This window comes from Nonomuraea sp. NPDC049714 (genome assembly GCF_044465295.1).
Classification (GTDB): Bacteria; Actinomycetota; Actinomycetes; order Streptosporangiales; family Streptosporangiaceae; genus Nonomuraea.
In genome coordinates this window covers 726,504-751,209 of record NZ_JBITLM010000002.1, presented here as the reverse complement: position 1 = coordinate 751,209, position 24,706 = coordinate 726,504, and the positions used below count along the sequence as shown (strand labels likewise).

Below are 24,706 nucleotides of genomic sequence, written 5' to 3'. Positions count from 1 at the left end.
GCGATGGTCGGTGGCCGGTAAAGGTCGCGAAATCCGTCAGAATCGAGGCATGGAGCGGGTGAGCTTGGACCCAAGCATGACCTTCGCCGTCCTCGGCCCGCTCGAGGTCCGCCGAGACGGCGAGGTCGTGGAGATCGCGGGGCAGCGGCTGCGGACCTTGCTTGGCCTGCTCGTTCTCGACGCGGGCCGGATCGTTCCCGTCGAGCGGCTGATCGCCGGAATTTGGGACGACCAGGTGCCGTCGGGCGTCGGCAACGCGCTGCAGGCGCTGATCTCACGACTGCGCTCCGCACTGGGAAAAAAACATGCGCCCGGCCTCGTCGTCGCCGAACCCGCCGGATACCGGCTGGCGGCCGGACCTGACCAGGTCGACGTACGCAGATTCACGCTTCTCGCCCGTGCGGGCCAGGAGGCGCTGGCGGCCGGTGACGCCTCCACGGCGGCCGCCACCCTGCGGGAGGCGCTGGCGTTGTGGCGCGGTCCGGTGCTGGCGGGCCTGGCGGGCGAAGTGATCGCCGCCGACATCGCCCGCCTGGAGAGCAGGCGGCTGTCGGTCGCCGAGGACCGCATCGAGGCCGAGCTGCGGCTCGGCCGGCCCGCCGGCCTCATCGACGAGCTGTCCGGCCTGCTGGCCGCCCACCCGCTGCGCGAGCGCCTGCACGGCCAGCGGATGAGAGCCCTGTACGGCGCGGGCCGACGGGTGGAGGCCCTGGCCGCGTACGAGACGGCACGCCGCACCTTCCGCGACGAACTCGGCGCCGACCCCTCGCCGGCCCTGGCGGAGCTGCACCTGACCATGCTCCGCGGCGCCCCGCCCACGACCGACAACGGCGGCGCCCCGCCCATGACCGATGGCGGCAGCGACCAGCCCACGGCCGAATATGGCAGCGGCCGGCCCACGCCGGGCACGCGCAGAAGCAGCGCGCCCGGCGGCGCGCGCGAAGGCCGGACACCGGACGGCCTGCCCCAGACCAGCGCACGCGAAGGGCGGACACCGAACGGTGAGCCGGAGGTCGGCGGACGTGGAGGTCGGGAGCCGGACGGTGGGGCGGAGGGCTGGGGGCGCGAGGGTCGAGGGTCTGAGGGGGTGCCTCCGGCGGGTGGGCGGCGGGGGAATCTGCGGGCGCGGCTGACCAGCTTCGTCGGCCGGGAGGACGACCTCGACCACACCGCCGGCCTGCTGTCCGCGCACCGGCTGGTGACGCTGATCGGACCCGGCGGCGCGGGCAAGACGCGGCTGGCCACGGAGGTCGCCGAGGCCGTGGCCGAGAGCATGCCCGACGGGGTGCGGCTGGCCGAGCTGGCTCCCGTGAGCGACGAGGCCGGGCTGGTGCAGAGCCTGCTGAGCGCGCTCGACCTGCGCGACGGCCGGTCCCTGCCGATGGCCTCCCTGCCGCAGGACCCGTTCGAACGCCTGATCAGGGCGCTGCGCGGCAAGCGGCTGCTGATCGTGCTGGACAACTGCGAGCACGTGGTCGAGCAGGCGGCGCGGATCGCCGACCAGGTGCTCGCCGACTGCCCGGGCGTACGGATCCTGGCCACCAGCCGGGAACCGCTCGGCATCACCGGCGAGGTCACCTGGACCCTGCCGCCGCTCGGCTTGCCGCCGGCCGGCGTCGATCCGGACGACGCCGTCGGCTATCCCGCCGTGCGGCTCTTCGCCGACAGGGCCGCCGCCGTACGGCCCGGCTATCAGGTACGGCAGGACGCCGGCCCGGTGGGGGCCATCTGCCGGGCCCTGGACGGGCTGCCGCTCGCCATCGAGCTGGCCGCCGCCCGGCTGCGGTCGCTGACCGCCGGGGAGATCGCCGCCCGGCTGGGGGCGAGGGAGGGCAGGTTCCGGCTGCTCAGCTCGGGCAGCCGCACCGCCCAGGCACGCCACCAGACGCTCCGCGCCGTGGTCGAGTGGAGCTGGAACCTGCTGGACGAGGAGGAACGGGTGCTGGGCCGGCGGCTCGCGGTGTTCGCGGGCGGCGCCACACTCGACGCGATCGAGCGGGTCCACGCCGCCACCGTCGAACGGATCGAGGGCGGGTCCGCCGACGCCACCGCCCATGACGTGCTGGGATCGCTGGCCCGGCTGGTGGACAAGTCGTTCGTGATCTTCGACGCCGGCCGCTACCGGATGCTGGAGACGATCCGGGCCTACGCCACCGAGCGGCTCGACGAGTCCGGCGAGCTGGACGTCGTCCTGCGGGCGCACGCCGTTCACTTCACCGAGCTGGCCGAGGCCGCCGAGCCGAGGCTGCGTACCGGAGAGCAGATCGACCGGCTGGCCGAGCTGAGCGCCGAGCACGAGAACCTGTCCACCGCGTTGCGGTGGGCGATCGAGAGCGGCGCCGGCGAGCTGGCGCTCCGGCTGGTCAGCGCGCTCGGCTGGTACTGGTGGCTACGCGGGCACCGGCTCGAAGGCGCGCTCCGGTCGAGCGAGGCGCTCGCGGTCGCGAGCGACGGCCCCGCCCCGATGCGGGCCACGAACCTGGCCATTCACGTGCTGAACGGGGTCGGCCTGCTCCTGTCGTGGGAGGAGGCCCAGGTCATGCTGGAGGAGATGCGCGACCTGGGCTCGCCGGAGGTGGCGCCGCATCCGCTGGTGGCGCTGGCGGGACCCATGTTCGTGCTGTCCGGCGGTGGCGCGCCGCAGTCGGAGGCGCTGGTGGCTGAGATGGCCGGGCACCCCGACCCGTGGGTGGTCGCCACCGGGATGCTCCTGCGCGGGCTGACGCACTACTCCGCCGGGCGCATCGAGCAGGGCGAGTGGGAGACCCTGACCGCGCTCGACGGCTATCGGAGGATCGGCGACCGGTGGGGTGCCGCCACCGCGCTCGCGACCCTGTCCGACGTCCACTTCCTGCGCGGCGAGTCCGAGCTCGGCATCGCGGTGATGCGGGACGCCCTGGAGCTGGCCGTCGAGCTCGGCGCGCTGGAGGACACCGCGTACATGCGGGCCAGATTGGCGCTCGGACTCAATCTGCTGGGCCGCCGCGCCGAGGCCGAGCGGCTCCTGCACGACATCGCCCAGGTGGCGGCCGACAGCGGCGACCAGCTCGGCGAGGCGGGGATCATGGCGGCCTGGGGTGAGTTCGCCAGGCAGGACGGCGACCTGCGTCGGGCCCGCGAGCACTACGCGCGGGCGCTGAGCATGATGGACGCGAGCGCCGCCGTGCCGATCCAGATGATCTCGGCCGTCAACTCCTCGCTCGGGCTGCTGGCCGTACACGAAGGTGATCTCGCCGGGGCGCGGCGGCTGCTCACGCTGGCGCTGAAACAGGCGACCGAGGTGAGCGACGCGCAGCTCGCGGGGATCGCCATCATCGCCTGCGCGGGGCTGGCCCTGGCGCAGCGGCGGGCGGAGGAGGCCGCGACGCTGCTCGGCGGCGCGGAGACGGTCAAGGGCATCGCGGCTGTGGTGGACTTCGACCACGTGCGGCTCACCGCGGACGCGAAGGCCGCGCTCGGGGATCAGGCGTTTCGCCGTCACCTCGAACGCGGCCGGGGGATGGACCAGGATGAAGTCGTCGCGCTCGCACTGCGCATGTGACCCCGGTCAGACGCGGCTGCGGAAGACTCTGATCGCCAGCGGGGCGAACACCACGACGAAGCCCGCCGACCACAGCAGCGAGATCATGGCCGGGCTGGCCACGTCGCCGCCGATCAGCAGCCCGCGGATCGCGTCGGACAGATGGGTCACCGGGTTGACGTCGGACCAGGCCCGCAGCCAGCCGGGGAAGGTGTCGGGCGACACCAGCGCGCTGCTGGTGAACGTCAGCGGCATCATCACCGAGAAGGCGATCATCTGCACCTTCTCGGGGCTGGACGCCTTGAGCCCGATCAGCACCGACATCCACGACATGGCCAGCGCCACGATCACCAGCAGGACCAGCGCCCCGAGCAGCCCGGCCACGCCGGTGGAGATCCTGAACCCCAGCACCATGCCGAACCCGACGAGCAGCGCGAACGCCCACACCTGCTTGAACGTGTCGGCGATGATCCGCCCGGCCAGCGGCGCGGTCCGCGCGATCGGCAGGCTGCGCAGCCGGTCGAAGACGCCCTTGGTGATGTCGGTGTTGAGCCCGATCGCCGTGGACAGGGTGTAGAACAGCGCGTTCTGGACGAGCAGGCCGGGCAGCGCGAACTGCAGGTAGTCGCCGGTCGAGCCGGAGATGGCGCCGCCGAACACGTACGTGAACAGCAGCAGGAACATGATCGGCTGGATGGAGAGGTCGAGCAGCTCCCAGGGGTTGTGCTTGATCTGCACCAGGCTGCGCCATGCCAGCGTCAGCGTCTGCCTGACCGTGGCCCCCGGGCCCACCCTCCCGGGCAGGGCGGGCAGGGGAGTGGTGATCGCGGTCATGAGTAGATCTCCTCTTCGGCCTTCGCCGGCTCTTCGGCGCGGTGGCCCGTCAGGGCCAGGAACACCTCGTCCAGGCTGGACTTGCGCAGCGCCAGCTCCGAGGCGACGATCCCCAGATCGTCGAGGCGGCGCACGATGGCCGGCACCACCGCAGGGTCGTGCACGGCGACGGTGACCTTGCCGCCGGAGGTCTCGGGCCGCTCGTCCACGATGTCGGCGACGATCTTGGCGACCAGCTCCAGCTGGTGCGCCTCCAGCGGCCGCACCTCCAGCACCTGCCCGCCGGTGGTGGCCTTGAGCTCGTCGGAGGTGCCCGAGGCGATCACCTTGCCGTGGTCGAAGACCACGATGTCGTCGGCGAGCTGGTCGGCCTCCTCAAGGTATTGGGTGGTCAGCAGCACGGTCACGCCGTCGGCCATCAGCCCGCGCACGACGCCCCACAGCTCGGTGCGGCTGCGCGGGTCGAGCCCGGTGGTGGGCTCGTCCAGGAACAGCACCTGCGGCCTGCCCACCAGGCTGGCGGCCAGGTCGAGCCGCCTGCGCATGCCGCCGGAGAAGGTCTTGGCCGCCCGCCCGCCCGCGGCGGCGAGGTCGAACCGCTCCAGCAACGCCGTCGCCTGCTCGCGCGACTCGCGGCGGGACAGCCCCAGCAGGCGGCCGATCATCACCAGGTTTTCGACGCCGGTCAGCATCTCGTCGACCGCGGCGTACTGCCCTGTCAGCCCGATCAGCGACCTGACCTGGTGGGACTGGCGGCCCACGTCGAACCCCAGCACCGAGGCCCGCCCGGAGTCGGGCACCAGCAGCGTCGCCAGGATGCGCACCGCGGTGGTCTTGCCCGCGCCATTGGGGCCGAGCACGCCGAGCAGCCTGCCAGGGGGCACGACGAGATCGACGCCGTCCAGCGCCTTGGTCTCGCCATAGCGTTTCACCAGGCCTTCGGCCTCTATCGCATATCGCATGACCCAACTGTGGCTTACGCCACTGACAGTTTCCGGATACGAATCGGCCCGCCGCTGACAGATCGCTGATATGCCGCGAGCCATAAGCTGGTGCTGTGATGTCATCAGGCCCCCTACGCGATCCGGCGAACCGCGTCTCACCCAAGGCCCGCGGGCTCTGGCTGATCGAGGCGTTGATCGGTTTCGTGCTCCTCATCGGCGGATCGATCCTGGTCGGTGGCTGGGTGGGCGGGAGCGGGTGGTCGTGGGTGCCGGAGTGGTTCGCCGCCCGGCCCTGGGCGCTGCCGGTCGCCGTGGGGGTGCTGACGACGCCGTTCCTGGTGGCTGAGCCGTTCGTGCGCTACAGGGTGCACCGGTGGGAGCTGTCCGGCGACGTCGTCTACGCCCGTCAGGGGTTCCTGACCAGGGAATGGGTGTTCGTGCCCGTCAGCCGCATCCAGACGGTGGACAAGGAGCAGGGCTGGCTGGAGCGGCTGCTCGGGCTGGCGACGCTCGAGATCCGCACCGCCTCGCACGCCGGCTCCTCCACGATCAAGGGCCTCGACTACCTCGTGGCCGCGGGCCTGGCCGAAGACCTCGCCCACCGCGCCGAGCAGCTCAGGGACGACGCGACGTGACCGGCCCCACCCAGCCCTCCCAGCCCGACGGCCCGCCCCCGTCCGATGGTCCACCTCCGTCCGGGGGTCCACTTCCGTCCGACGGTCCGTCCCCGTCCGAGGGCCCGTCCCCGTCCGACGGTCCACCTCCGTCCGTGGGCATGTCCTCCTCGTACGATCGCCCGGCTGCGTCTGAAGGCCCGCCCCGGGCTGAGGACCCGGATCCGTCAGACGGCTCACCCCCGGCTGGAGGCCCGCCCAGGTCCAGCGGTTCAGCCTCGGTCGAGGGGGCCTCCCCGGCTGACGGGTCGCCCTCGGTCGAGGGCTCGCCGCCGCCGTCGGGCGGGCCGCCGGAGCTCGGTACGGTGCCTGCGGCTGTGACGTCGCGGCGGTTGAGTCCCAAGGTGCTGCTCATCGACCCGGTACGGATGCTGCCCTCGCTGCTGCTGCCGCTGGTCGGGGTGCTCGTCGTCGGCGGCTTCTCCGGCAGGTCCTACCTGTGGGCCGCGCTGGGCCTGGTCGGCACCGTGGTCTTCGCGGTGATCAGGTGGCTCACCTTCACCTACGACTTCGCCGGCGACCGGCTGGAGATCAAACGTTCGCTGATCAGCCGTTCCGTCCGCACGATCCCTCTGGAACGGGTACGCGGGGTCGACGTGTCCACCCCGCCCATGCACCGGCTGCTCGGCCTGGCCGTACTCAAGATCGACACGGGCGCGAGCGGCGGCGACGGCGAGGCCACCCTCGACGGCGTCACCCTGGAGGAGGCCGAACGGCTCAGACCCATCCTGCTGCGCCGCGCCCGCGCCGCCGGGGCCGAGGTCCAGGACGTCATCGAGGCCGCGCCGCCGCCCGGTGAGGCGGCCGGCGCGGACGTCATCGTCGCCGTGCCGCGCAAGTGGCTCCTGTACGGCCCGCTTTCGGGCGCGTACCTGCTCACCCCGTTCGCGCTCGCGGGCGGCGCCATCGGTCTGGCGTTCCAGTGGGGCGACGAGTTCGGTCTCGGCAGGAACGCCGCCTGGACGGTCGGCGAGTGGCTCTGGGAGCGGCCGTCCCTGCTGGTGGCCGCCGCGGTGCTGCTCGTGGTGGCGATGCCGTTCGTGGGCGGCGTGATGTACGCGGTGTTCAACTGGAACTTCAAGCTCAACCGACGCGACGGCTACCTCGTCGCCGAGCGCGGCCTCATCAACAGACGCAGCGTGTCGCTGGAGTCCAGGCGGGTGCGCGGCTACGAGATCGTCGAAGGCCTGGCCGAACGCTGGGCCGGGGTCGCCCGGGCCTGGGCCATCGTGACCGGCCTCGGCGACTCGGAGACCCGCGGGCAACTCCTGCCGGTCGTGCCCCGGCCCGTGGTCCTCAAGGTCACCGGCGACGCCATCGGCCCCTACGAGGCCGAGTTGCGCCCCCACCCGCCCATCGCCCGCAACCGCCGCCTGTTCCGGGCCATCGCCCCGTGGCTCGTCCTCACGGCCGTCGCCGCCGCGCTGATCTGGGCCACCGGGTCGCCGCTGTGGTGGGTCCTGCTGGTGCTCAGCCTGCTCCTGGCGGCCCTCGGCATCCCCCTGGGCATCGACCGCTACCACTCGCTCGGCCACGGCTACGACGGCGTCCGCCTGACGGTGCGCTCCGGCTCGCTACGGCGCGCGCAGGCGGTGGTGGAGCGGCGCGCCGTGGTGGGCTGGCGCCTGCGCCAGACCTGGTTCCAGCGACGCGCCGGAGTCCTCACCATGATCACGGGAGTCGGCGCCGGCAAGGGCGGCTACTCGGCCATCGACGTCTCCGAATCCCAGGCCACGGCCTTCCCCGCCGAGGTGACCCCGGAATGGCTGGCACCCTTTCTGAAGGGGTGACCACCGAGCGGCTTCACCCCCTTGGGTCAGGCCCCTGAGCCCGACCCGATTTCTGATCGGCACGATCCCCGGCGCGTCCTGGGTGAGCAAGGCGGTGGGTGGGTCTTGGGGCCCGGGGACGGGCGTACGTTGGGTTGCCGGCTCGGCTTGGTTCTGACCGGGTCTTGGCCGGCCGGCTCCAGGAGGTCTTGAACCTGGTGGGGCGGTGGGTCGTGGCCTGGTCGTGAGTGGTCTCGGGCCCAGCTCTAAGGGATCTTGAGCCTGGTGGGCGGTCGTGGGTCGGGCTCCCGGCTTGGCTCGGTCCTGTGTCGGTATCCGGGGGGGCGAGGTCCTGGGCAGGGCTGAGCCCGGTGGTGGCGGTGCCGGGCTTGCGGCCGCCTCGGTCCTGGTGTCGAGGCCCGGTTTGGAGCGGTCCCGGCCCGTCCGGCCGGCTCGGTTCTGGCGTTGAGGCCCGGTTTGGAGCGGTCCCGGGCGGTCCGGCCGGGTCGGTCTTGCGTCGGTCTCGTGCGGGCCCGGTGCTGAGGCCGGTGTGGGTGGCGCTGGGCTGGGTCAGTCCTGGCGGCGGGCGCCGAACATGATCTCGTCCCAGGTGGGCACCGACGCGCGACGGCCCCGGGAGCCCTTGCGCGGCTGGCGTGCTGCCGGTGCAGGGGGCGGAGAGGGGACCGGCACGGGAGGCTCCTCCTTGGCGGCGGGCTCCTCCTTCGCCTCGTCCTCCTTGCTCGGCCGCGCGGCGGGCACCGGCTTGCCCCCAGCACCCTTGCCTCCGGCCCCGTTGCCCTCAGCACCCTTGCCTTCAGCGCCCTTGCCCCCAGGCTTGACCTTCGCCGCAGGCTCCGCCCTGACCTCGGGCTCTGCCCTGACCTCAGGCTCCGCCTTGACGTCGGGCTGTGCTTTGACGTCGGGTGCCGCGTCCTTACTGGCGGCGGCCGGCTTGACGTTCTGCGTGGGCGCTGCGGGGGCCGCCTGCTTCGCGGCGGCGGGGGTCGCCTCCTTGTCAGGCGCGGCCTCTTGCTGCGGTTCGTCGGTGGGCGTGGCGTTCTGGGGTGCGGCGGATGCCGCCTCCCGCTGAGGAGAGGTGGACGTCGCGTTCTCGTGGAATGCGGCGGGCGCGGCGTCCTGGCGAGGCGAGGCGGGTGCTGCGCTCTCCGCGGGTGCGGAGGCAACAGCCTCCCGCTGTGGCGGCGTGGGTGCTGCGTCCTTCTGGGGTGCGGTGGCACCTGCGTCCTGCTGAGGTGCTGGTGACGCGTCCATTTGGGGTACGGCGGCCGCGGCGTGCTTGTCGACGGCCGGTGCCGCCGCGTCCTCCTGGCGCGCGGCGGGCGCGGTGTCCTTCTCCGGTACGGCGGGCGTCGGGGTCTCTGCCGAGGCCGATGCCGTCTCCTCGGCAGTGGCCGTCGTCGCCTGGTCGGAGGCGGTCACCGTCGACGTGTCGGAAGTCGCCGCGGGTGCCTCTTGTGCCTGTGAGGCGTCGTCCTTCGTCTCTGCGGCTTGGCTCTGCCCCTCGGTGGGAGACGTTTCCGCGTCCCTGGTGGGACTCGGCGCTGGCGTCGCCTCCTGGCCGGCGGATACCTGAGAGGGGCGTGCGTCGGCGGCGGCGGACGCGTCAGCTGCCTGTACGGCGGCGCTGTCGGCGGAATCGATGGCCCCGTGCGCCTGCGAGGTGGTCTCGGTGGCCTGCTGGTGCTGCGCAGGAGAATCGGCGGCGGGATGCGACGGCGTCAGCGTCTCCGCGACGGGCGCCTCCGCGAGGGGTGCTTCTGCGACGGGTGCTTCTGCCACGGGTGCTTCTGCGACGTACGGCTCCGCCACGGGCTGCTCTGCAACAGGCGTTCCCGCAGCGAGGCTCTCTGCTGCCGGCGTCGCCTTTGCGGGCGCGGCCTCGGCAGGAGGTGCCGTGTTCGTGGTCGCTGTGGCGCCTGTGGCGGGCTCGTTCTCCGTGGCGAGATCCGTGGGCGCGGAGGGCTCGACGGTGGGCGGCGGCCCTTCGGTGTGGGCGGCCTCCGCCGTGGGGGGCGGTGTCGTGGTGCTTTCTGGGGTGAAGACCGCTGAGGCGGACGATTGCGCAGGTATGGGCTCGGGCGATGAGGAGGGGGCCTCGGGTGTGGGAGCGGCCCTGGGGGGCTGCACCACTTCGGGCTCGAAGGCGCGCGAGACCTCGGCGGAAGACACCGCCGCGCCCGCGTCAGCGGCGAAAGGCCGTTCGTCGTGGCGCGCAGCCGGGCCGGCTCCGATGTCCGGCGTGCGGTCGTCGTGGCGTGTGGCGGGGCGGGCCTCGGCGTCCGGCGTGCGGTCGTCCTGCCGTGTGGTGGGCGGCGCGCTCGTGGAGGCGCGCAGCGGTGTGGTGCCAGGGGAGGCGGTGCCCGGAGAGGTGGAGCCCGGGGCGGTGCCGGTGGGTGCGGGGCTCTGGGGCGTGGAGCCGCCGGACTGGTCCGGGTGGGTCGGGGAGCCGGGCGCGGGTGTGGTGGTGCGGGGGGCGTAGATGGACTCGCGGTCCCGCGACTGCCCGAAGTCGGGCAGCCATGGCGAAGACCCGCCACGGCGAGAGGTGGTCTCGCCGGGACGGGTGTGGCCGGTCTCCCTGACAGGGGGCTCTGTCCGGTGGGTGTCGGGTGCGCGGCCCGCCGAGCCGTCGTGGGGCGGCGCCGGGTCGGTCTCGCGGGCCGGCGCCCGGTCGTAGGGGGCCTCCCTGGCGGGGGTGGGCGGCGGCACGTCGTACGAGGGCGGCCTGGCCTGCGGCTCATAGCCGACGGCGGGCTCCTCGTGATCCTGCTGCCGGACGACGGACGGGAACGGCAGCGGGTCGGCGGCGAGCGGCGGGACCGGCTGGAGCTTGGCCACGCGCGGGGTGAACGGGGTGACGGTGGTGTCCTCGACCACGGGGTCGGGGTCGAAGTCGGCCGACGACAGCCGCATCGCCTCGTCGTCGTTCGGGCTCACGTGGCGCCGGCGCGGGTCGAAGAGCCATTCGGCGTGCCTGGTGTGACCGTTCCAGACGTAGCCGAGCTTGACCCGCCACAGGCCGTCGTCGCGCTTGGCGGAGTCCCAGTCGATCTCGTCGGTGGGCACGCCGCGCCGGTTGAGCCGCTCGGCGACGAGGTCGCCGAGGACGGGACCGGAGGAGGACTCGCCGGGCATCCGGACGGCGGCGCGCTGCGCCTGCTGCGCGACGTACTCGCGCTCCTGGAGCACGGGCCCCTCGAACCAGCGGACTCGCTCGACCGGGATGCCGGCGGTCGCGGCGATCTCCTCCGCGGTTTCGCCGGCACGGATGCGGGCCTGGATCTCCTTGGGGCGCAACGGACTCTCCACTTCGATCTCGTACTGGCCGAGACGGGAGAAGTTGCCGCGGACGGCAGCACGGAGCCGGTCGTCCACGGGAAGTGTGAAGCGCGTGCCTCGCCCGGCAGTAGCCAGCACGAGATAGGTGCCGTCCTCACTCACCGCGACGAGTCGGAGCTCCTGCATGCGAGTCCCTTCGTCAGCGTGCTCATTCTTCCCCCGGACCCTTGAGTCTCTCGCGTGTGCCGGTTGCCTGCCAGCACCGTACCCGGCATGTCCGAACATCGCCTTCGTGGGATAGCCTCGGGGCGTTGTGACGCCGGTCACATTTGAGGAATCCATCCTTTCAGAGCCCGCCGCCGCGCAGGAGGAGGTTAGACGTCCTCGACGGATTCTGGCGAATATCGCCGCGTGCCGTTGTGCAGTTGAGCGAAGACGCCAGAGCGGTGGGATTCGTGTTTGGCTGGAGCTCCAACTGGCGGGCGGCGGCGCCGGCGAGTTGCGGGGAGGCCGCTGAGTACGCCTGCCCGCCGGGAGTGGTGCGGCAGGCGCCGGAGTCCGCGGCCGCGGTGACGAAGACGCCGGAGCGCACGAGCATGTGGGTGGCGGCGTTCAGCGCGGGGGAGTCGGCCCCGTTGAGCGAGAGGTTGGTCACGGCCGGGCCGCGCGCGTGCCGGTGCACCCAGTCGAGGCCGGCCAGCAGGTCCGAGAGGGTGCCGGAGCCGCGGCAGCCGAGCACGCGCACCGAGGCGATCCTGGCCTGCGGCGCCACGCCATGCGAGCGGCCGGCGACGGCGCGGGCCACCTGGGTGCCGTGTCCAGAGCAGTCCTGGCCGGTGCCGCCGGTGGCGTCGAAGGCCCGCCAGGCGCGGTCGCCGAACTCGCTCCGGTCGAGGTCCAGGCCGCTGTCCACGACGTAGACGGTGACGCCCTTGCCGCCCTCGGCCTGGACGGAGGCGGGCGCGCGGCCGGTCATCGGGTGGATCTCGCGGTCGGGCTCCAGCGCTTGCACGCGTGGGTCGGCGCGCAGCTCCGCCTCCTCGGCGGCGCTCAGCCAGGTGGCGAAGCCGGGCAGCGCGGCGGTGTAGTAACGCCGCACTCGCCAGCGCACCTCGCCGACGAGATCGCGGGCGGCGGCCCGGTCACGCGCCGTGACGATGTAGGGGCGGGTGGGCTCGGTCGCGGAGGGGTGGCCGGCCAGTCCGGAAGCGGGCGTCATGGCGAGGGGCACAGCGGTGGTCACGGCCGTCGCCGCGGCTGTGACCACGGCCGCCGCGAGGTATACGGAGGGCAGGCCGAATCGTCGGGGCACGAGCGTCGAGGGTGCCCCGCACGCGGCGCGCGGGAGCGGCGGGACACGCGCTCGCGCCCATTCAGGGAACGCTTTTTACCTTCGGCGGGAACGGAAGGTCATCCGGCGGGAACGAGAGTCAGCCGAGAACCGTCTCCAGGTAGGCGTTGCCGAACAGGCGGCCGGGGTCGAGACGGTCGCGCAGGGCGACGAAGTCGGCGAAGCGGGGATAGACGCCCCGCAGGTAGGCGGCGTCCTTGGTGTGCAGTTTGCCCCAGTGAGGCCGTCCTCCCAGCCGGGTCATGATCTCCTCGACCCCCTCGAAGTAGGCGGGGTGGGGTGTGGGCCGGTAGATGTGGCAGGCGAGGTAGGCCGTCGGTCTGCCGTACGCGGTGGACAGCCACGCGTCGCTGGCGGGCGTGACCCGCACCTCCACCGGAAAGGTGATCTTCCAGTCCATCCGGTCGATCAGGTCGCGCGTCTCGCGCAGCGCCTGTCCCAGCCGCTCGCGCGGGATGGCGTACTCCATCTCCAGGAAGCGCACGTCGCGCCGCGCGGTGAAGATCTTGTACGAGGTGTCGACGGACTCGGAGTCGCCCAGCGCGGCGGCGCTGGCGGCGTTGATCCGGGGGATCAGCGCGGGGAAGCGGGCGCCGGTGGCGCAGGTGGCGCCGAAGAGGGTGTTCTCCAGGAACACGTTGTCCAGCCAGTGCTTGAAGGCGCTGGGCGGCCGGGCCGGGCCGGGGTGCCGGTTGTTGGTCTTGACCAGGCAGGCGTCGGTGTGCGGCAGCCAGAAGAAGTCCAGGTGATCGTTGCCCGAGGTCGTGGCGTCGAGTGCGCCGAGGATGGCGCTCAGCGTCATCCGCCGCCGCCGGTTGTGCAGCAGGAACGCGGGCTCCACCCGGAACGTCACCGCCGTCAGCACGCCGAGCGCGCCGAGGCCCACCCGGGCGGCGTCGAACAGGTCCTGTTGGACGCTGCCCGGTCCGGCCGTCACCACGCGGCCGTCGGCGAGCACCAGCTCCAGCTCGGTCACCTGGTCGGCCAGGCCGCCGGTGTCGCGGCCGGTGCCGTGGGTGCCGGTCTGGATGGCGCCGGCGACGGTCTGCTCGGTGATGTCGCCCATGTTGGCCAGGGCCAGGCCGCGCTCGTCGAGCAGCTCGTTCAGCGCCTTGAGCGGGGTGCCGGCCAGGACGGTGACGCGGTCGTCGTGCCAGGACCTGACGCCGGTGAGGCCGCCGGGGAGCAGCAGGATCCCGTCGGTGAGGGCCACTCCGGTGAAGGAGTGGCCCGTGCCGGCCATGCGCAGCCGCCGCCCGCTCGCGGCGGCGGCCCGCACGGCGTCGACGACCTCCTCGGTGGAGGCCGGGGTGCGTACCTCGGCGGGGACGCCGGTCTGGTTGCCTGCCCAATTGGTGAAGACCATGAGCGCGTCCCTGCCTAGAGCTACGTGTTAAACGTGAACGCTACTCATTTATCCCAGCCTTCGGGAAGGGGGAAGGTGTCGCCGGGCTTGAGGTTCTCGTGCTTGATGATGTCGGTGACCTTGACGAGGTGGTAGCCGTTCTTCTGCAGCGTCTTGATGATCGACGGCATCGCGTCCACCGTCTGCTTCACCCAGTCGTGCATGAGCACGATGCTGTTGCCCTTGGCGACCGTGAGCGTCTGCTTCTTGATCGCCTCCTCGTTCTTGGACTCCCAGTCACGGGAACCGCCGGTCCACAGGATGATCGGCATGTCGTACTCGGCCGCGACCTCCGAGGTCAGCACGCCTGACAGACCGTACGGGGGGCGCAGCAGCTTGGGCTCGACGCCCGCGGCCTTCTTGATCTCGTCGTTGGTCTTCTGAATCTCGGACCTGATGGCCGTGGCGGTCATCTTGGTGAAGTCGGGGTGTTTGTAGCTGTGATTGCCGATCTCGTGCCCTTCCTTCACCATGCGCTTGACATAGGAAGGCCGGCTTTTCACGTACTGCCCCTCCAGGAAGAACGTCGCCTTCGCGTCGTACTTCTTGAGGGTGTCGAGCAGTGTCCCCGCGTACTTGCCAGGGCCGTCGTCGAAGGTCAGCGCGACGCATTTCACCTGCGTGCAGTCGACCTCCTTGGCGGTGGACTGGGCGAGCGCGGGTGCCGGGGTGAGGGTGACGGCAACTGCGGCAATGGCCAGAAGTGAACTGAATTGTCGGGACATAAATAAAGCTTCCAGTGTGAAGGGTGATGCGAGGGATGTCTCGACGGTAGCGGATCAGCTCTCGGCCGGTGAAGGCGCTTCGGGAAGTCTCAGCAAACCCGAACCTGCCAATCCCACGATTCCCGCGACGACCGCGCAGGCGAGGGAGAAGCCGTAGGCGTTGGAGGCGCCGAACGCCTCGGTGAGCCTGCCGCCCGCCCACGCGCCCATCGCCACGCCCAGCCCGATCGAGGTGGAGATCCACGCCATGCCCTCGGTGAGCAGCGACGACGGCACCAGCCGCTCGGTCAGCGAGAAGCCGGTGATGAGCGTCGGCGAGATGGCCAGCCCGGCCACGAAGAGCCCCGCCGCCATGATCCGCACGTCGCCGATGAACATGATCGGCAGCAGCCCGACCACGAAGACGCCCAGCGCCCGCACGAACCGGCCGCGCAGTGACATGCGCCACCTCCGCGAGCCGAACCACAGCCCCGACACCATCGAGCCGCCCGCGAAGGCGGCCAGCAGGAACCCGGCGGCCCATTTCACCCCGTGGTCCTCGGCGTACGCGACGGTGATCAGGTCCACCGAGCCGAAGACCGCGCCCAGCCCCAGATAGACACAGGACAGCAGGGCGATCCCGGGGATGAGGATGGGCGTGCCGCCGGCCGCCCGGACCGGCTGGACGACGGGCTGGGTGCGCCGCTGCAGCGCCAGCGCGATGGACCCGCTGAACATGCACGCCAGCGCCACGATCAGGCCCGCGTACGGGTTGATCGTGGTGGCCAGCACCGTGACCAGGGCGGGCCCGGTCACGAAGATCACCTCGTCGGCGACGGACTCGAAGGCGAAGGCCGTGTTCAGTTTCGGCGAGCCGGCGTACAGCTGGGACCAGCGCGCCCGCACCATCGAGCCCAGGGAGAGCGAGGTGGCGCCGACCAGGAGGCCGGAGACGTACAGGGTCCACTGGGGCAGGTCCAGGCGGGCGCTGAGCATGAGCGTCACGAGCGCGAGCGCGTTGACGGCGGCGAAGGGGATGATCACCCGGCTCTGGCCGAACCGATCCACCAGGCGGCCGGACAGGGGCGCGGCCACGGCGAAGGAGATGTTGGAGGCGGCGGCGACGGCCCCGGCGATCGCGTACGACCCGGTGAGCCCCTCGACCAGCAGCACGATCCCGATGCCGAGCATGGACATCGGCATCCGCCCGATGAATCCGGCGAGCACGAAAGCTTTGACGCCGGGCCCCTTGAACAACCCCCGGTAAGGCCCGACCATGGCTGACTCCCCTTACTGTGCCCGCCTACCTTTGCGTGGCGTCTGTCCGTGATGCAACTCATTTCTCGGCGAGTGGGTTAACGTGTGCCGGGTGTCCGGTCTTCCCTCCTTCCGTGGTGTTGTGTTCATGGTCGTGGCCGTACTCGCCGTCACGCTCGCGGCCGGTGGCGTCGTCCTGGTCCTGGGCGGAGACCCGACTGAGACCGCGCACGAAGCACCGCCCCGGCGGTCGACGACGCCCCAGCAGGAGACCCCCGCGCTCGACAAGCTCGTCCCCACGACGGCTCCCGTCAAGGACTTCGGCGCGGGCGGCGCCGGTGTGACACCCACCCCGCCCCGCGTGCTCGCCGTCGCGCCGGCCACGGTTCCCAAGGGGACCCGCTTCGAGCTGTCCAAGCTGACGCACGTGACCAAGGCCGTCGTGGTCGACGCGGGGGCGGTCAAGATCTCGGGCACCGGGCTCAACCTGCTCGCCGTCGACCCCGCCGACTTCCGCTCCTGGACGCCGCAGCCGGTCGCCGACCAGCCCGCCGTCTGGAGCGCCCTGACCCGGGGCGAGCTCGTCGCCGACGCCGCCGCCACGCGCGAGTTCGGCCTGGTGCTGGGCGCCCACTACCAGGTGGACGGCGGGCCCAGGCTGCGCGTCGCGGCCTCGGCCCCGCTGGGCCTGTCCGGGGTCGACGGCCTGGTGAGCGCCGAGCAGGGCAGGAGGCTCGGGCTGGCGCAGGGCGTCGCGGTGCTGCTGCACGGCAAGGAGGGGCGGATCGGCGAGGCGGGCGTGCGCAAGCTGCTCGGCAAGGGCGCCCAGGTGGTCCTGCTGGACGCCGGGAAGCGTAAGAAGAAGCAGCGCGAGCAGCCGGTCGCCACCACCGGGCGGCCCGGCAGCTATCTGGACCTCTACAAGCTCTCGGCCACCCGCTGCCCCGGGCTGTCATGGACCGTGCTGGCCGCGATCGGGCAGGTGGAGACCGGCCACGGGCGCAACAACGGCCCCTCCAGCGCGGGCGCGCTCGGCCCGATGCAGTTCATGCCCGCCACCTGGAAGGCCTACGGCGTGGACGGCGACGGCGATGGCAAGGCCGACATCTGGAGCCCGTACGACGCGGTGCCGGGCGCGGCCAACTACCTCTGCGCGACCGGCGCCGGCCAGGGCGGCGAGAGGCTGCGCAAGGCGATCTGGCACTACAACCACTCGTGGGACTACGTCAACAAGGTGCTGGGCATCGCCGAGGCGTACGCCCGCACCTATGCCTGATCAGGCGCCTGATCAGGCCGGACGTCGCCGGGGCGGCGGGCAGCAGGTCAGCGCGCAGGCGACGGGCTCCGGCTCGTCCATGAGCTCGCGCACCATCCGGACGAACGCCGGGTGGGTGCCGGCGGTCGCCGCCCGCTCCATGGGCAGCCCCAGCTCGTCGGCCACCTGCCGGGCCTCGGTGTCGAGGTCGTAGACGACCTCCATGTGGTCGGAGACGAACCCGATGGGCACCAGCACCACGGACTTGGCGTCGACCGCCCGCAGGTGGTCGCAGACGTCCGGCTCCAGCCACGGCACCTGGGGCGGGCCGCTGCGCGACTGCCACACCAGGTCCCAGGGCTCGGTGCGGCCCAGCGACCGGGAGACCAGCTCGGCGGTGCGGCGCAGCTGCGCTTCGTACAGGCCGCCCGAGGGGCCGGCCGTCTCGGCCATCGAGACCGGGATGCTGTGCGCGGTGAACACCAGGCGCGCGTCGTCGCGCCCGAGCCGCTCCAGCGCCTGCCGGGTGTGGTCGGTCATGGCCTCGACGAAGCCCGGATGGTCGCCGTAGTGGCGCAGCTTGACCAGCTCGGGGCCGCCGTCGACGGAGATCCTGGCGATGTCCTCGTAGTACTGACGGCAGCTGGAGTAGCCGGCGTAGGCGGAGGTGGCGAAGACCGCCGCCCTGCGCACGCCGTCGGCCGCCATCTGCCGCACGGTGTCCTCGCCGAAGGGGTGCCAGTTGCGGTTGCCCCAGTAGACCGGCACGCCCGCCAGCGGGCGCAGCGCCTCGACGAGCTCGCGGTTCTGGCCGTTGATCGGGCTGACGCCGCCGAAGCCCTGGTAGTGCTCGGCGACCTCCATCAGCCGCTCACGGGGGACTCCCCGGCCGCGCACGACGTTCTCCAGGAACGGCAGCACGTCGCCGGGCCCCTCGGGACCGCCGAACGACAACACCAGCAGCGCGTCGTAATCTCCCACGGCTCAACCCTATGCCGCAGTGCCAGTGGTCCTTCCACGAGGTAGGTTCGATCGAGTGAGCGCATTTGACGATATCCGTGACTATGTCGCCATCCCCCGAGTTCTCTCCTTGAAACTCGCGCCCGACGGCTCCCGTCTGGTGTCGGCGGTGCAGGCACTCAACCCGGACGGCAAGTCGTACGGCACCGCGCTGTGGTCCATCCCCGTGGACGGCGAGCCGTACCGGCTGACCAGGTCGGCCAAGGGGGAGACGGCGGCGGAGTTCACCGACGCCGGCGACCTGCTCTTCACCTCCGCCCGCCCGGACCCCACCGTCAAGGACGCCGCCGACGAGGCGCCCGCGCTCTGGCTGCTGCCCCGCGCCGGCGGTGAGGCCCGCCAGGTGGCCACCAGGCCCGGCGGCATCGGCGTCTTCCGTACGGCCGGCGACGTGGTGGTGTTCGCCTCCGAGGTGCTGGACGGCGAGGAGGTGACGGAGGAGGAGCGGCGTAAGGCCCGCAAGGACGCGGGGAGCAGCGCGATCCTGCACGAGGGCTACCCGGTCCGCTACTGGGACCACGACCTCGGCCCCGGCCACGTCAGGCTGTTCGCGGGCCGGCTCGGCGACGACCGCCTGGAGGACGTGCGCGAGCTCACCCCCGACCCCGGCGAGGCGCTGCGCGACTGTTCCATCGCGCTCACCCCCGACGGCGCCACCGTGCTCGCCACCTGGCGGGTCTCACTGCCCGCCGGCGAGCATCGGACCGACCTGGTGGCGATCGACGTGGCGAGCGGGGATCGGCGCGCCCTGTTCAGCCAGGAAGGCTGGGATTTCGGCGGCCCGCTGGCCGTCTCCCCGGACGGCGCGCGGATCGCCTGCACCCGCGATCGGGTCACCGGCCTGGACGTCTCCGCCAGGGTCGAGCTCTGGGTGGGCGACCTGGCCACCAGGCAGGGCCGCGCCTACGCGCCCGACCTGTTCCCGTCGGACGTCGCGTGGGCGCCCGACTCCTCGGCCGTCTACATCACCGCCGACCACCAGGGCCGCCGCCCGGTCTTCCGCGTCCCGTTGACCGGTGAGCACACCAGGCTCACCGGGGACGACGCCGCCTACCTCGGGCTCAACGCCTCCGCCGACGGCCGCTTCGTGCACGCGCTGCGCAGCGGCGTCGCCCTGGCCCCCGGGCCTGCCAGGATCGACGTCGTCACCGGCGAGATCACCGACCTGCCCTCGCCCGCGCCGCGCCCGGAGGTGCCCGGCACGCTGACGGAGATCTCCGCGACGGCCGACGACGGCGCCACCGTCCGCGGCTGGCTCATCCTGCCCGAGACCGCCTCCGCCGCCGAGCCCGCGCCGTTCCTGCTCTGGATCCACGGCGGCCCGGTGGCCTCGTGGAACGACTGGCAGTGGCGCTGGCAGGCGTGGATCATGGCCCAGCACGGTTACGCCGTGTTGATGCCGGACCCGTGTCTGTCCACCGGTTACGGTCAGGACATGATCGACCGGGGCTGGGGCGACTGGGGCCCGCGCACCATGGCCGACCTCGACGCGATCGTGGACGTGGCGCTGGCCAGGGACGACCTCGACGGCGAGCGGATCGCCGCGATGGGCGGCTCGTACGGCGGCTACATGGCCAACTGGGTCGCCGGGCACAGCGACCGCTACAAGGCGATCGTCACCCACGCCTCGCTGTGGAACCTCGACCAGTTCGCCGGCACCACCGACATGGCCATGTACTGGCAGCGGGAGTTCGGCGCCCCCGGCTCCGAGCGCTACACCGCGCTCTCCCCGCACCACGGCCTGGACCGGATCAGCACCCCGATGCTCGTCATCCACGGCGACAAGGACTACCGGGTGCCGATCGGTGAGGCCCTGCGCCTGTGGTGGGACCTGCGCCGCTCCGACGTCGAGTCGAAGTTCCTCTACTTCCCCGACGAGAACCACTGGATCCTCAAGCCCGGCAACGTCGTCGCCTGGTACGAGACCGTCCTGGCCTTCCTCGGCCGGCACGTCCTCGGCCAGGAGTGGAAGCGCCCGGACTCGGTGGCATGATGACCGACACCATGACCGACTTCGCGCGACTGGCCGAGGACATCGCCCGCGAGGCCGGCGACATGCTGCTCGCCAAGCGGCCCACGATGTCCGTGGCGTCCGCCGACGTGCTGACCAAGTCCAGTCCCACCGACGTGGTCACGCTGCTGGACAAGGCGTCCGAGGAGCTCATCAGGCAGCGGATCGCGGCCGTCCGGCCGGACGACCGCGTCCTCGGCGAGGAGGGCGGCGAGGCGCCGGGCGACTCCGACGTGCGCTGGGTCGTCGACCCGATCGACGGGACCGTCAACTTCCTGTACGGCCTGCCCGACTGGGCGGTGTCGATCGCCGTCGAGGTGAACGGCCGCGTCGTGGCGGGAGCGGTGAACGTGGCGCCGCGCGGCGAGATGTTCACCGCGGCGCTCGGCGAGGGCGCCTGGCTCGACGGTGAGCGGCTGCGCTGCAACCCGGCCGTGCCGCTGGGGCAGGCGCTGGTGGCGACCGGCTTCGGGTACGACTCGGCCCGGCGTGCCGTTCAGGCGCAGGTGCTCGCCTCGGTGCTGCCGAGGGTGCGTGACATCAGGCGGGGCGGCTCCTGCGCCGCCGACCTGTGCTCGGTGGCCTCCGGCCGGGTGGACGCCTACTACGAGCGGGGCGTCAACTACTGGGACTACGCTGCGGGGGGCTTGGTGGCGAGCGAGGCCGGGGCCAGGATCGGCGGCCTGGGCGGCAGGCCGTCCAACAGCGAGTTCATGCTCTGCGCGGCTCCCGGCCTGTTCGCGGACCTGCACGACCTGCTGGCGCCGCTCGATCCCGAGCGCGACTGATCAGGATCTGATGAGAGAACGGCCGGAGCCCCTCCTCAGGGGCTCCGGCCGTGTCACGCTCAGCGGGGCAGGGGAACGCCGTGATCGTCCGCCAGGCGGCGGAGATCCTCGATCTCGGCGGTGAGGGTGTCGGCGAGGTAATCGTCACCGGCGCTCCTGGCCTCCCGGAGGCCCTTGTAAGCCTGGTCGAGGCGGCTTTCGATCGTGGTCGTGAACTCGCCCATCTCACCTACTCTCTCAGGGGTTCGTGCTGATGCGGGGCGAAGTGTGACCCATCGCCCGCGAACGCCGAAACCGGCGCACGGATTTTGGGTGTTTCGCAGGTGTACCCAGACTGTTCCGCTCCCGAAACATGAAATCCGTTGTGCCTTGCGTCACCCGCGTCCGGGCACGTCCGAACATGCCTTACCGTGCGCTTATCGCTGCTGTGGGCAGAATTACTCAGCCAGAATCGGAGAGAGGTGTACCAGAGTGCGAGTGCTGGTGGTCGAGGATGAGCGGGTGCTCGCGGACGCGATCGCGACCGGGCTGCGGCGCGAGGCCATGGCCGTGGACGTGGCCTACGACGGCGGCGGCGCGCTGGAGCGCACCTCCTACATCGACTATGACGTGATCGTCCTGGACCGGGACCTGCCGGTGGTGCACGGCGACGAGGTCTGCCGCCGCCTCGTCGAGCAGCGCACCTCGTCGCGGATCCTGATGCTGACCGCCTCCGGCGACGTGGACGACAAGGTGGAGGGGCTCGGCCTGGGCGCCGACGACTACCTCGCCAAGCCGTTCGTCTTCGTCGAACTGGTCGCGCGGGTGCGCGCGCTGGGCCGCCGCTCGGCTCCCGCCCTGCCGCCCGTGCTCGAACGCGCCGGCGTCCGGCTCGACCCGGGCAAGCGTCTGGTCCAGCGCGACGGCAAGGAGGTCGTGCTGACCAAGAAGGAGTTCGCCGTCCTGGAGGAGCTCATGCGGGCCGAGGGCGCCGTGGTCAGCCAGGAGGACCTGCTGGACAAGGCCTGGGACGAGAACATCGACCCGTTCACCAACGTGGTGCGGGTGACCATGATGACCTTGCGGAAGAAGCTGGGCGAGCCTCAGGTGATCGAGACCGTGCCCGGAGTTGGGTACAAGTTGTGACGGAACGGCCGGACCGTGAGGCGGTGCCCACCCACCCGATGATCAGCCCGCACTCGGCGCGGAAGGCGGCGCGGGCCGGGCAGGCGCCGCCGCCCAGCGGGCCGCCCGTCTGGGACGGGCCACCCCCGCCGTCGCACCCGCCGGATGTGCGTAGCACGATGGAGCGTGTGCGGGACCTGCCCGGCAAGGTGAGCATCCGCTGGCGGCTCGCCCTGACCTACAGCGGCATGTTCTTCCTGGCCGGGGCGCTGCTGCTGGTAGTGATCCACTTCATCGTGCGCTCGGTGCTCTACACGGGGTTCGTGTACGAACTGAAGCTGCCGGAGGGCACGCCGTCGGATCTCGCCGCCTACCTGGAGACACAGGTCAAACTGCTCCGGGTCAACGGCATCAACGAGGTGCTGGACACCCTGGTCAGGCAGTCGATCCTGGGATTGATGGGCGTCGGCATCCTCGCCGTCATCTTCGGCTACTTCGTGGCCGACCGGGCGCTGCGGCCCGTCAGCCAGATGACCTCCACGGCCCGCAAGCTCTCCGAGAGCACCCTGGCCCACCAGCGCATCGACCTCCAGGGGCCGAACGACGAGCTCAAGGAACTGGCCGACACCTTCGACGACATGCTGATCCGGCTCAACGTCGCCTTCGACGCCCAGCGCCGCTTCGTCGCCAACGCCTCGCACGAGCTGCGCACCCCGCTCACCATCAACCGGACGGTCCTGGAGATCGCCCTGTCCGACCCTGAGGCGTCCCAGGACCTCAAGGCGCTGGGCCGTACCCTCCTGGAGGTCAACGCGCGCAACGAGAAGCTCATCGAGGGGCTGCTGCTGCTCGCCAGGAGCGAGCGCGAGCTCGCGGTGCGCAAGCCGGTGGACGTCATGGACGTGACGCAGACGGCGGTCGAGCAGGTTACGCCTTTCGCGGAAGAGCACGGCGTCACGCTGACCACCGAACTGGTCAGCGCGCCTACCGTCGGCGATCCCGTGCTCCTGGAGCGCTCCGTCAGCAACCTCCTTGAGAACGCCGTGAAGTACAACATTCCCGAAAACGGAAAAGTATGGATCCGAACGGGAATGGTGGACGGTGCCTTGGTTGTTCAGGTGGCCAACACCGGGCAGCATGTGCCGGCGTACGAGGTGAACAGCCTGTTCGAACCGTTCAGGAGGCTCAATGCGGACCGCGTTGATTCGGCCAAGGGATCGGGTCTGGGGCTGTCCATCGTCCGTGCCGTGGTGCAGGCTCACGGCGGCACCGTGAACGCGGTGCCCCGGGAGGGCGGAGGACTCGTGGTGACCATTAGGCTTCCGAGACGCTGATCGGCGTGTTGTCCCGGCGTGTTGTCCAACGGGGGGCGTCTCGTTCTCGTCGCACATGTGGTTGGATGTGCCGTCGAACACGGTGGCGCATGACGCCAAGGCTGTGGGTTTCGCCATATTTGGCTAACCATTGCCGACGGCAGCAGGCCCTGACGTGTTGGGAGGTTCGTGGTCCGTTTCCTCGGGGTACCGATGGGAAATCTCCCCGGCGGAACGGGCACAAGACGGACCTCCCGGACGTTAGAAGACGCGCGACGAGCGCGAAGACATATTGATGAGGGGGATGGAGTAATCACCATGGCTACCGACTACGACAGCCCGCGCAAGACAGACGACGATCTGGGGGAAGACAGCCTCCAGGAGCTCCAGGCGCGGCGCACCGACAAATCGTCAGGCAGCATCGACATCGACGAGACCGATCTCGCCGAATCGCTCGAACTGCCCGGTGCGGATCTGTCGAACGAAGAGCTCAGCCTGCGGGTCATCCCGCGCCAGGCTGACGAGTTCACCTGTTCACGCTGCTTCCTCGTGCACCACCGTAGCCAGTTGGCCTCCGAGAGGAACGGTCAGCAGGTCTGCCGGGAGTGCGCCGCCTGACAAGGAGGCAGACGCGTGGCCACACCTGACAAGGATCCTCAACCGGGTGACGAGGTCGCCACCTCCGAGTCGGAGGTCGGCGAGCTCGTAGGCAGGCTCACCGAGCCCGCCGAGCTGGAGCCGGCCGAGCGGCGCAGGCTGCTCGGCCGTCTAGCCCGCGCCCTGGCGACGGGCGCGAGCAAGGCCAGGAAGAACGGCGCCGGTCGCGGCCGCTGGCTGGCGGACGTCTTCCTGAACATCGCGCCCCGCATCCCGATCAGGGACCTGCGCACGCTCTCCGACCATCACCAGGGACTGACCGGCGAGGAGCTCGCCGACGACCTCGTCCGCACCGCGCAGAAGGCCACGATGACCGTCGGGGCCATCGGCGGCGCCCTGGCGGCGGCCGAGTTCGCCGCCCCACCCCTCCTCCTGTCGGCCCCCGCCCAGCTCGTCGCCGAGACCATCGTGGTGGCCGCCATCGAGGTCAAGCTCCTGGCCGAGTTGCACGAGGTCTACGGCGTGCACGTCCAGGGCACCGGCTCCCAGCGCGCCGTTGTCTTCACCGCCGCCTGGGCCAAGCAGCGCGGCGTGGATCCGCTCGCCCCCGCCTCCGTGACCCTCGCCCTCGGCGCGGCCGCCAAGACCGCGCTGCGCAACCGGCTGATGCGGACGCTCGGCCGCCACCTGACCACGCTCGGCCCGTTCCTCACCGGGGCCGTGGCCGGCGGCGCGCTCAACCGGATGGCCACCAAGAGACTCGGCGAGGCCATCCGCAACGACCTGCGCGTCAAGGCCCCGCTGCCGCCCGGCCGGCGCGCCCCGGAGCTGGATGCCTAGCTAGCCCCGCGACCCGT

General features: G+C 71.6%; 19 protein-coding genes. 10 read left to right on the top strand and 9 right to left on the bottom strand.

Going from position 1 to position 24,706, the window contains the following annotated elements; all coding sequences use genetic code 11:
- Positions 1-76: 76 nt before the first annotated feature.
- On the top strand, positions 77-3,541 hold the full coding sequence (locus ACIBQX_RS10370) for an AfsR/SARP family transcriptional regulator (RefSeq protein ID WP_397002765.1): 3,465 nt from the start codon (positions 77-79) through the stop codon (positions 3,539-3,541).
- Positions 3,542-3,547: 6 nt separating this feature from the next.
- On the opposite strand, the gene ACIBQX_RS10365 is transcribed toward ACIBQX_RS10370, so the two are convergent.
- Together ACIBQX_RS10365 and ACIBQX_RS10360 are read right to left on the bottom strand one after the other, a co-directional pair.
- A complete protein-coding gene (locus ACIBQX_RS10365; RefSeq protein WP_397002763.1) occupies positions 3,548-4,354 on the bottom strand; it encodes an ABC transporter permease in 807 nt (268 codons plus the stop codon).
- On the bottom strand, positions 4,351-5,316 hold the full coding sequence (locus ACIBQX_RS10360; protein WP_397002761.1) for an ATP-binding cassette domain-containing protein: 966 nt from the start codon (positions 5,314-5,316) through the stop codon (positions 4,351-4,353). The genes ACIBQX_RS10365 and ACIBQX_RS10360 overlap by 4 nt, the downstream gene beginning before the upstream one ends.
- A gap of 98 nt (positions 5,317-5,414) precedes the next feature.
- On the opposite strand from ACIBQX_RS10360, the gene ACIBQX_RS10355 reads away from it, so the two are divergent.
- A complete protein-coding gene (locus ACIBQX_RS10355) occupies positions 5,415-5,933 on the top strand; it encodes a PH domain-containing protein (RefSeq protein ID WP_397002759.1) in 519 nt (172 codons plus the stop codon).
- A 356-nt stretch (positions 5,934-6,289) separates the two neighbouring features.
- Positions 6,290-7,762 (top strand): PH domain-containing protein, encoded by a 1,473-nt coding sequence (locus ACIBQX_RS10350; RefSeq protein ID WP_397002757.1) that lies wholly within the window; start codon positions 6,290-6,292, stop codon positions 7,760-7,762.
- 549 nt (positions 7,763-8,311) lie between these two features.
- Here ACIBQX_RS10350 and sepH read toward each other — a convergent pair.
- The 5 genes from sepH to ACIBQX_RS10325 form a co-directional block, all read right to left on the bottom strand.
- Positions 8,312-11,230: a septation protein SepH gene (sepH, locus tag ACIBQX_RS10345; protein ID WP_397002755.1), complete on the bottom strand. Its 2,919-nt coding sequence runs from the start codon at positions 11,228-11,230 to the stop codon at positions 8,312-8,314.
- A gap of 160 nt (positions 11,231-11,390) precedes the next feature.
- Positions 11,391-12,356 (bottom strand): S8 family serine peptidase, encoded by a 966-nt coding sequence (locus ACIBQX_RS10340; protein WP_397002753.1) that lies wholly within the window; start codon positions 12,354-12,356, stop codon positions 11,391-11,393.
- A gap of 118 nt (positions 12,357-12,474) precedes the next feature.
- Positions 12,475-13,761 carry a D-arabinono-1,4-lactone oxidase gene (locus ACIBQX_RS10335; RefSeq protein WP_397002751.1) on the bottom strand — a complete coding sequence of 429 codons (1,287 nt, stop codon included), beginning with the start codon at positions 13,759-13,761 and terminating at the stop codon, positions 12,475-12,477.
- A gap of 44 nt (positions 13,762-13,805) precedes the next feature.
- A complete protein-coding gene (locus tag ACIBQX_RS10330) occupies positions 13,806-14,525 on the bottom strand; it encodes a polysaccharide deacetylase family protein (protein ID WP_397002749.1) in 720 nt (239 codons plus the stop codon).
- Positions 14,526-14,579: 54 nt separating this feature from the next.
- Positions 14,580-15,782 (bottom strand): MFS transporter, encoded by a 1,203-nt coding sequence (locus ACIBQX_RS10325; protein ID WP_397002747.1) that lies wholly within the window; start codon positions 15,780-15,782, stop codon positions 14,580-14,582.
- Between the two features lie 91 nt (positions 15,783-15,873).
- Here ACIBQX_RS10325 and ACIBQX_RS10320 point away from each other — a divergent pair, with 91 nt between their 5' ends.
- Positions 15,874-17,037 carry a lytic transglycosylase domain-containing protein gene (locus ACIBQX_RS10320; RefSeq protein ID WP_397002745.1) on the top strand — a complete coding sequence of 388 codons (1,164 nt, stop codon included), beginning with the start codon at positions 15,874-15,876 and terminating at the stop codon, positions 17,035-17,037.
- A gap of 12 nt (positions 17,038-17,049) precedes the next feature.
- Here the strand turns inward: ACIBQX_RS10320 and ACIBQX_RS10315 are convergent, their stop codons facing one another.
- Entirely contained in the window at positions 17,050-17,997 is a 948-nt protein-coding gene (locus ACIBQX_RS10315; protein ID WP_397002743.1) for a ferrochelatase, read from the bottom strand.
- A 55-nt stretch (positions 17,998-18,052) separates the two neighbouring features.
- Here ACIBQX_RS10315 and ACIBQX_RS10310 point away from each other — a divergent pair, with 55 nt between their 5' ends.
- Positions 18,053-20,029 carry an alpha/beta fold hydrolase gene (locus tag ACIBQX_RS10310; RefSeq protein WP_397002741.1) on the top strand — a complete coding sequence of 659 codons (1,977 nt, stop codon included), beginning with the start codon at positions 18,053-18,055 and terminating at the stop codon, positions 20,027-20,029.
- On the top strand, positions 20,026-20,835 hold the full coding sequence (locus tag ACIBQX_RS10305) for an inositol monophosphatase family protein (RefSeq protein ID WP_397002739.1): 810 nt from the start codon (positions 20,026-20,028) through the stop codon (positions 20,833-20,835). The genes ACIBQX_RS10310 and ACIBQX_RS10305 overlap by 4 nt, the downstream gene beginning before the upstream one ends.
- A 59-nt stretch (positions 20,836-20,894) precedes the next feature.
- On the opposite strand, the gene ACIBQX_RS10300 is transcribed toward ACIBQX_RS10305, so the two are convergent.
- Positions 20,895-21,059: a hypothetical protein gene (locus tag ACIBQX_RS10300; RefSeq protein ID WP_397002737.1), complete on the bottom strand. Its 165-nt coding sequence runs from the start codon at positions 21,057-21,059 to the stop codon at positions 20,895-20,897.
- A 247-nt stretch (positions 21,060-21,306) separates the two neighbouring features.
- On the opposite strand from ACIBQX_RS10300, the gene ACIBQX_RS10295 reads away from it, so the two are divergent.
- From ACIBQX_RS10295 to ACIBQX_RS10280, 4 genes are all read left to right on the top strand, one after another.
- A complete protein-coding gene (locus ACIBQX_RS10295; RefSeq protein WP_397002735.1) occupies positions 21,307-21,960 on the top strand; it encodes a response regulator transcription factor in 654 nt (217 codons plus the stop codon).
- Positions 21,957-23,273: a sensor histidine kinase gene (locus ACIBQX_RS10290; protein WP_397002733.1), complete on the top strand. Its 1,317-nt coding sequence runs from the start codon at positions 21,957-21,959 to the stop codon at positions 23,271-23,273. The genes ACIBQX_RS10295 and ACIBQX_RS10290 overlap by 4 nt, the downstream gene beginning before the upstream one ends.
- A 297-nt stretch (positions 23,274-23,570) precedes the next feature.
- Positions 23,571-23,870, top strand: a complete 300-nt coding sequence (locus tag ACIBQX_RS10285) for a DUF4193 domain-containing protein (RefSeq protein WP_090929286.1) — start codon at positions 23,571-23,573, stop codon at positions 23,868-23,870.
- Between the two features lie 15 nt (positions 23,871-23,885).
- A complete protein-coding gene (locus ACIBQX_RS10280) occupies positions 23,886-24,689 on the top strand; it encodes a hypothetical protein (protein WP_397002731.1) in 804 nt (267 codons plus the stop codon).
- Positions 24,690-24,706: the final 17 nt, after the last annotated feature.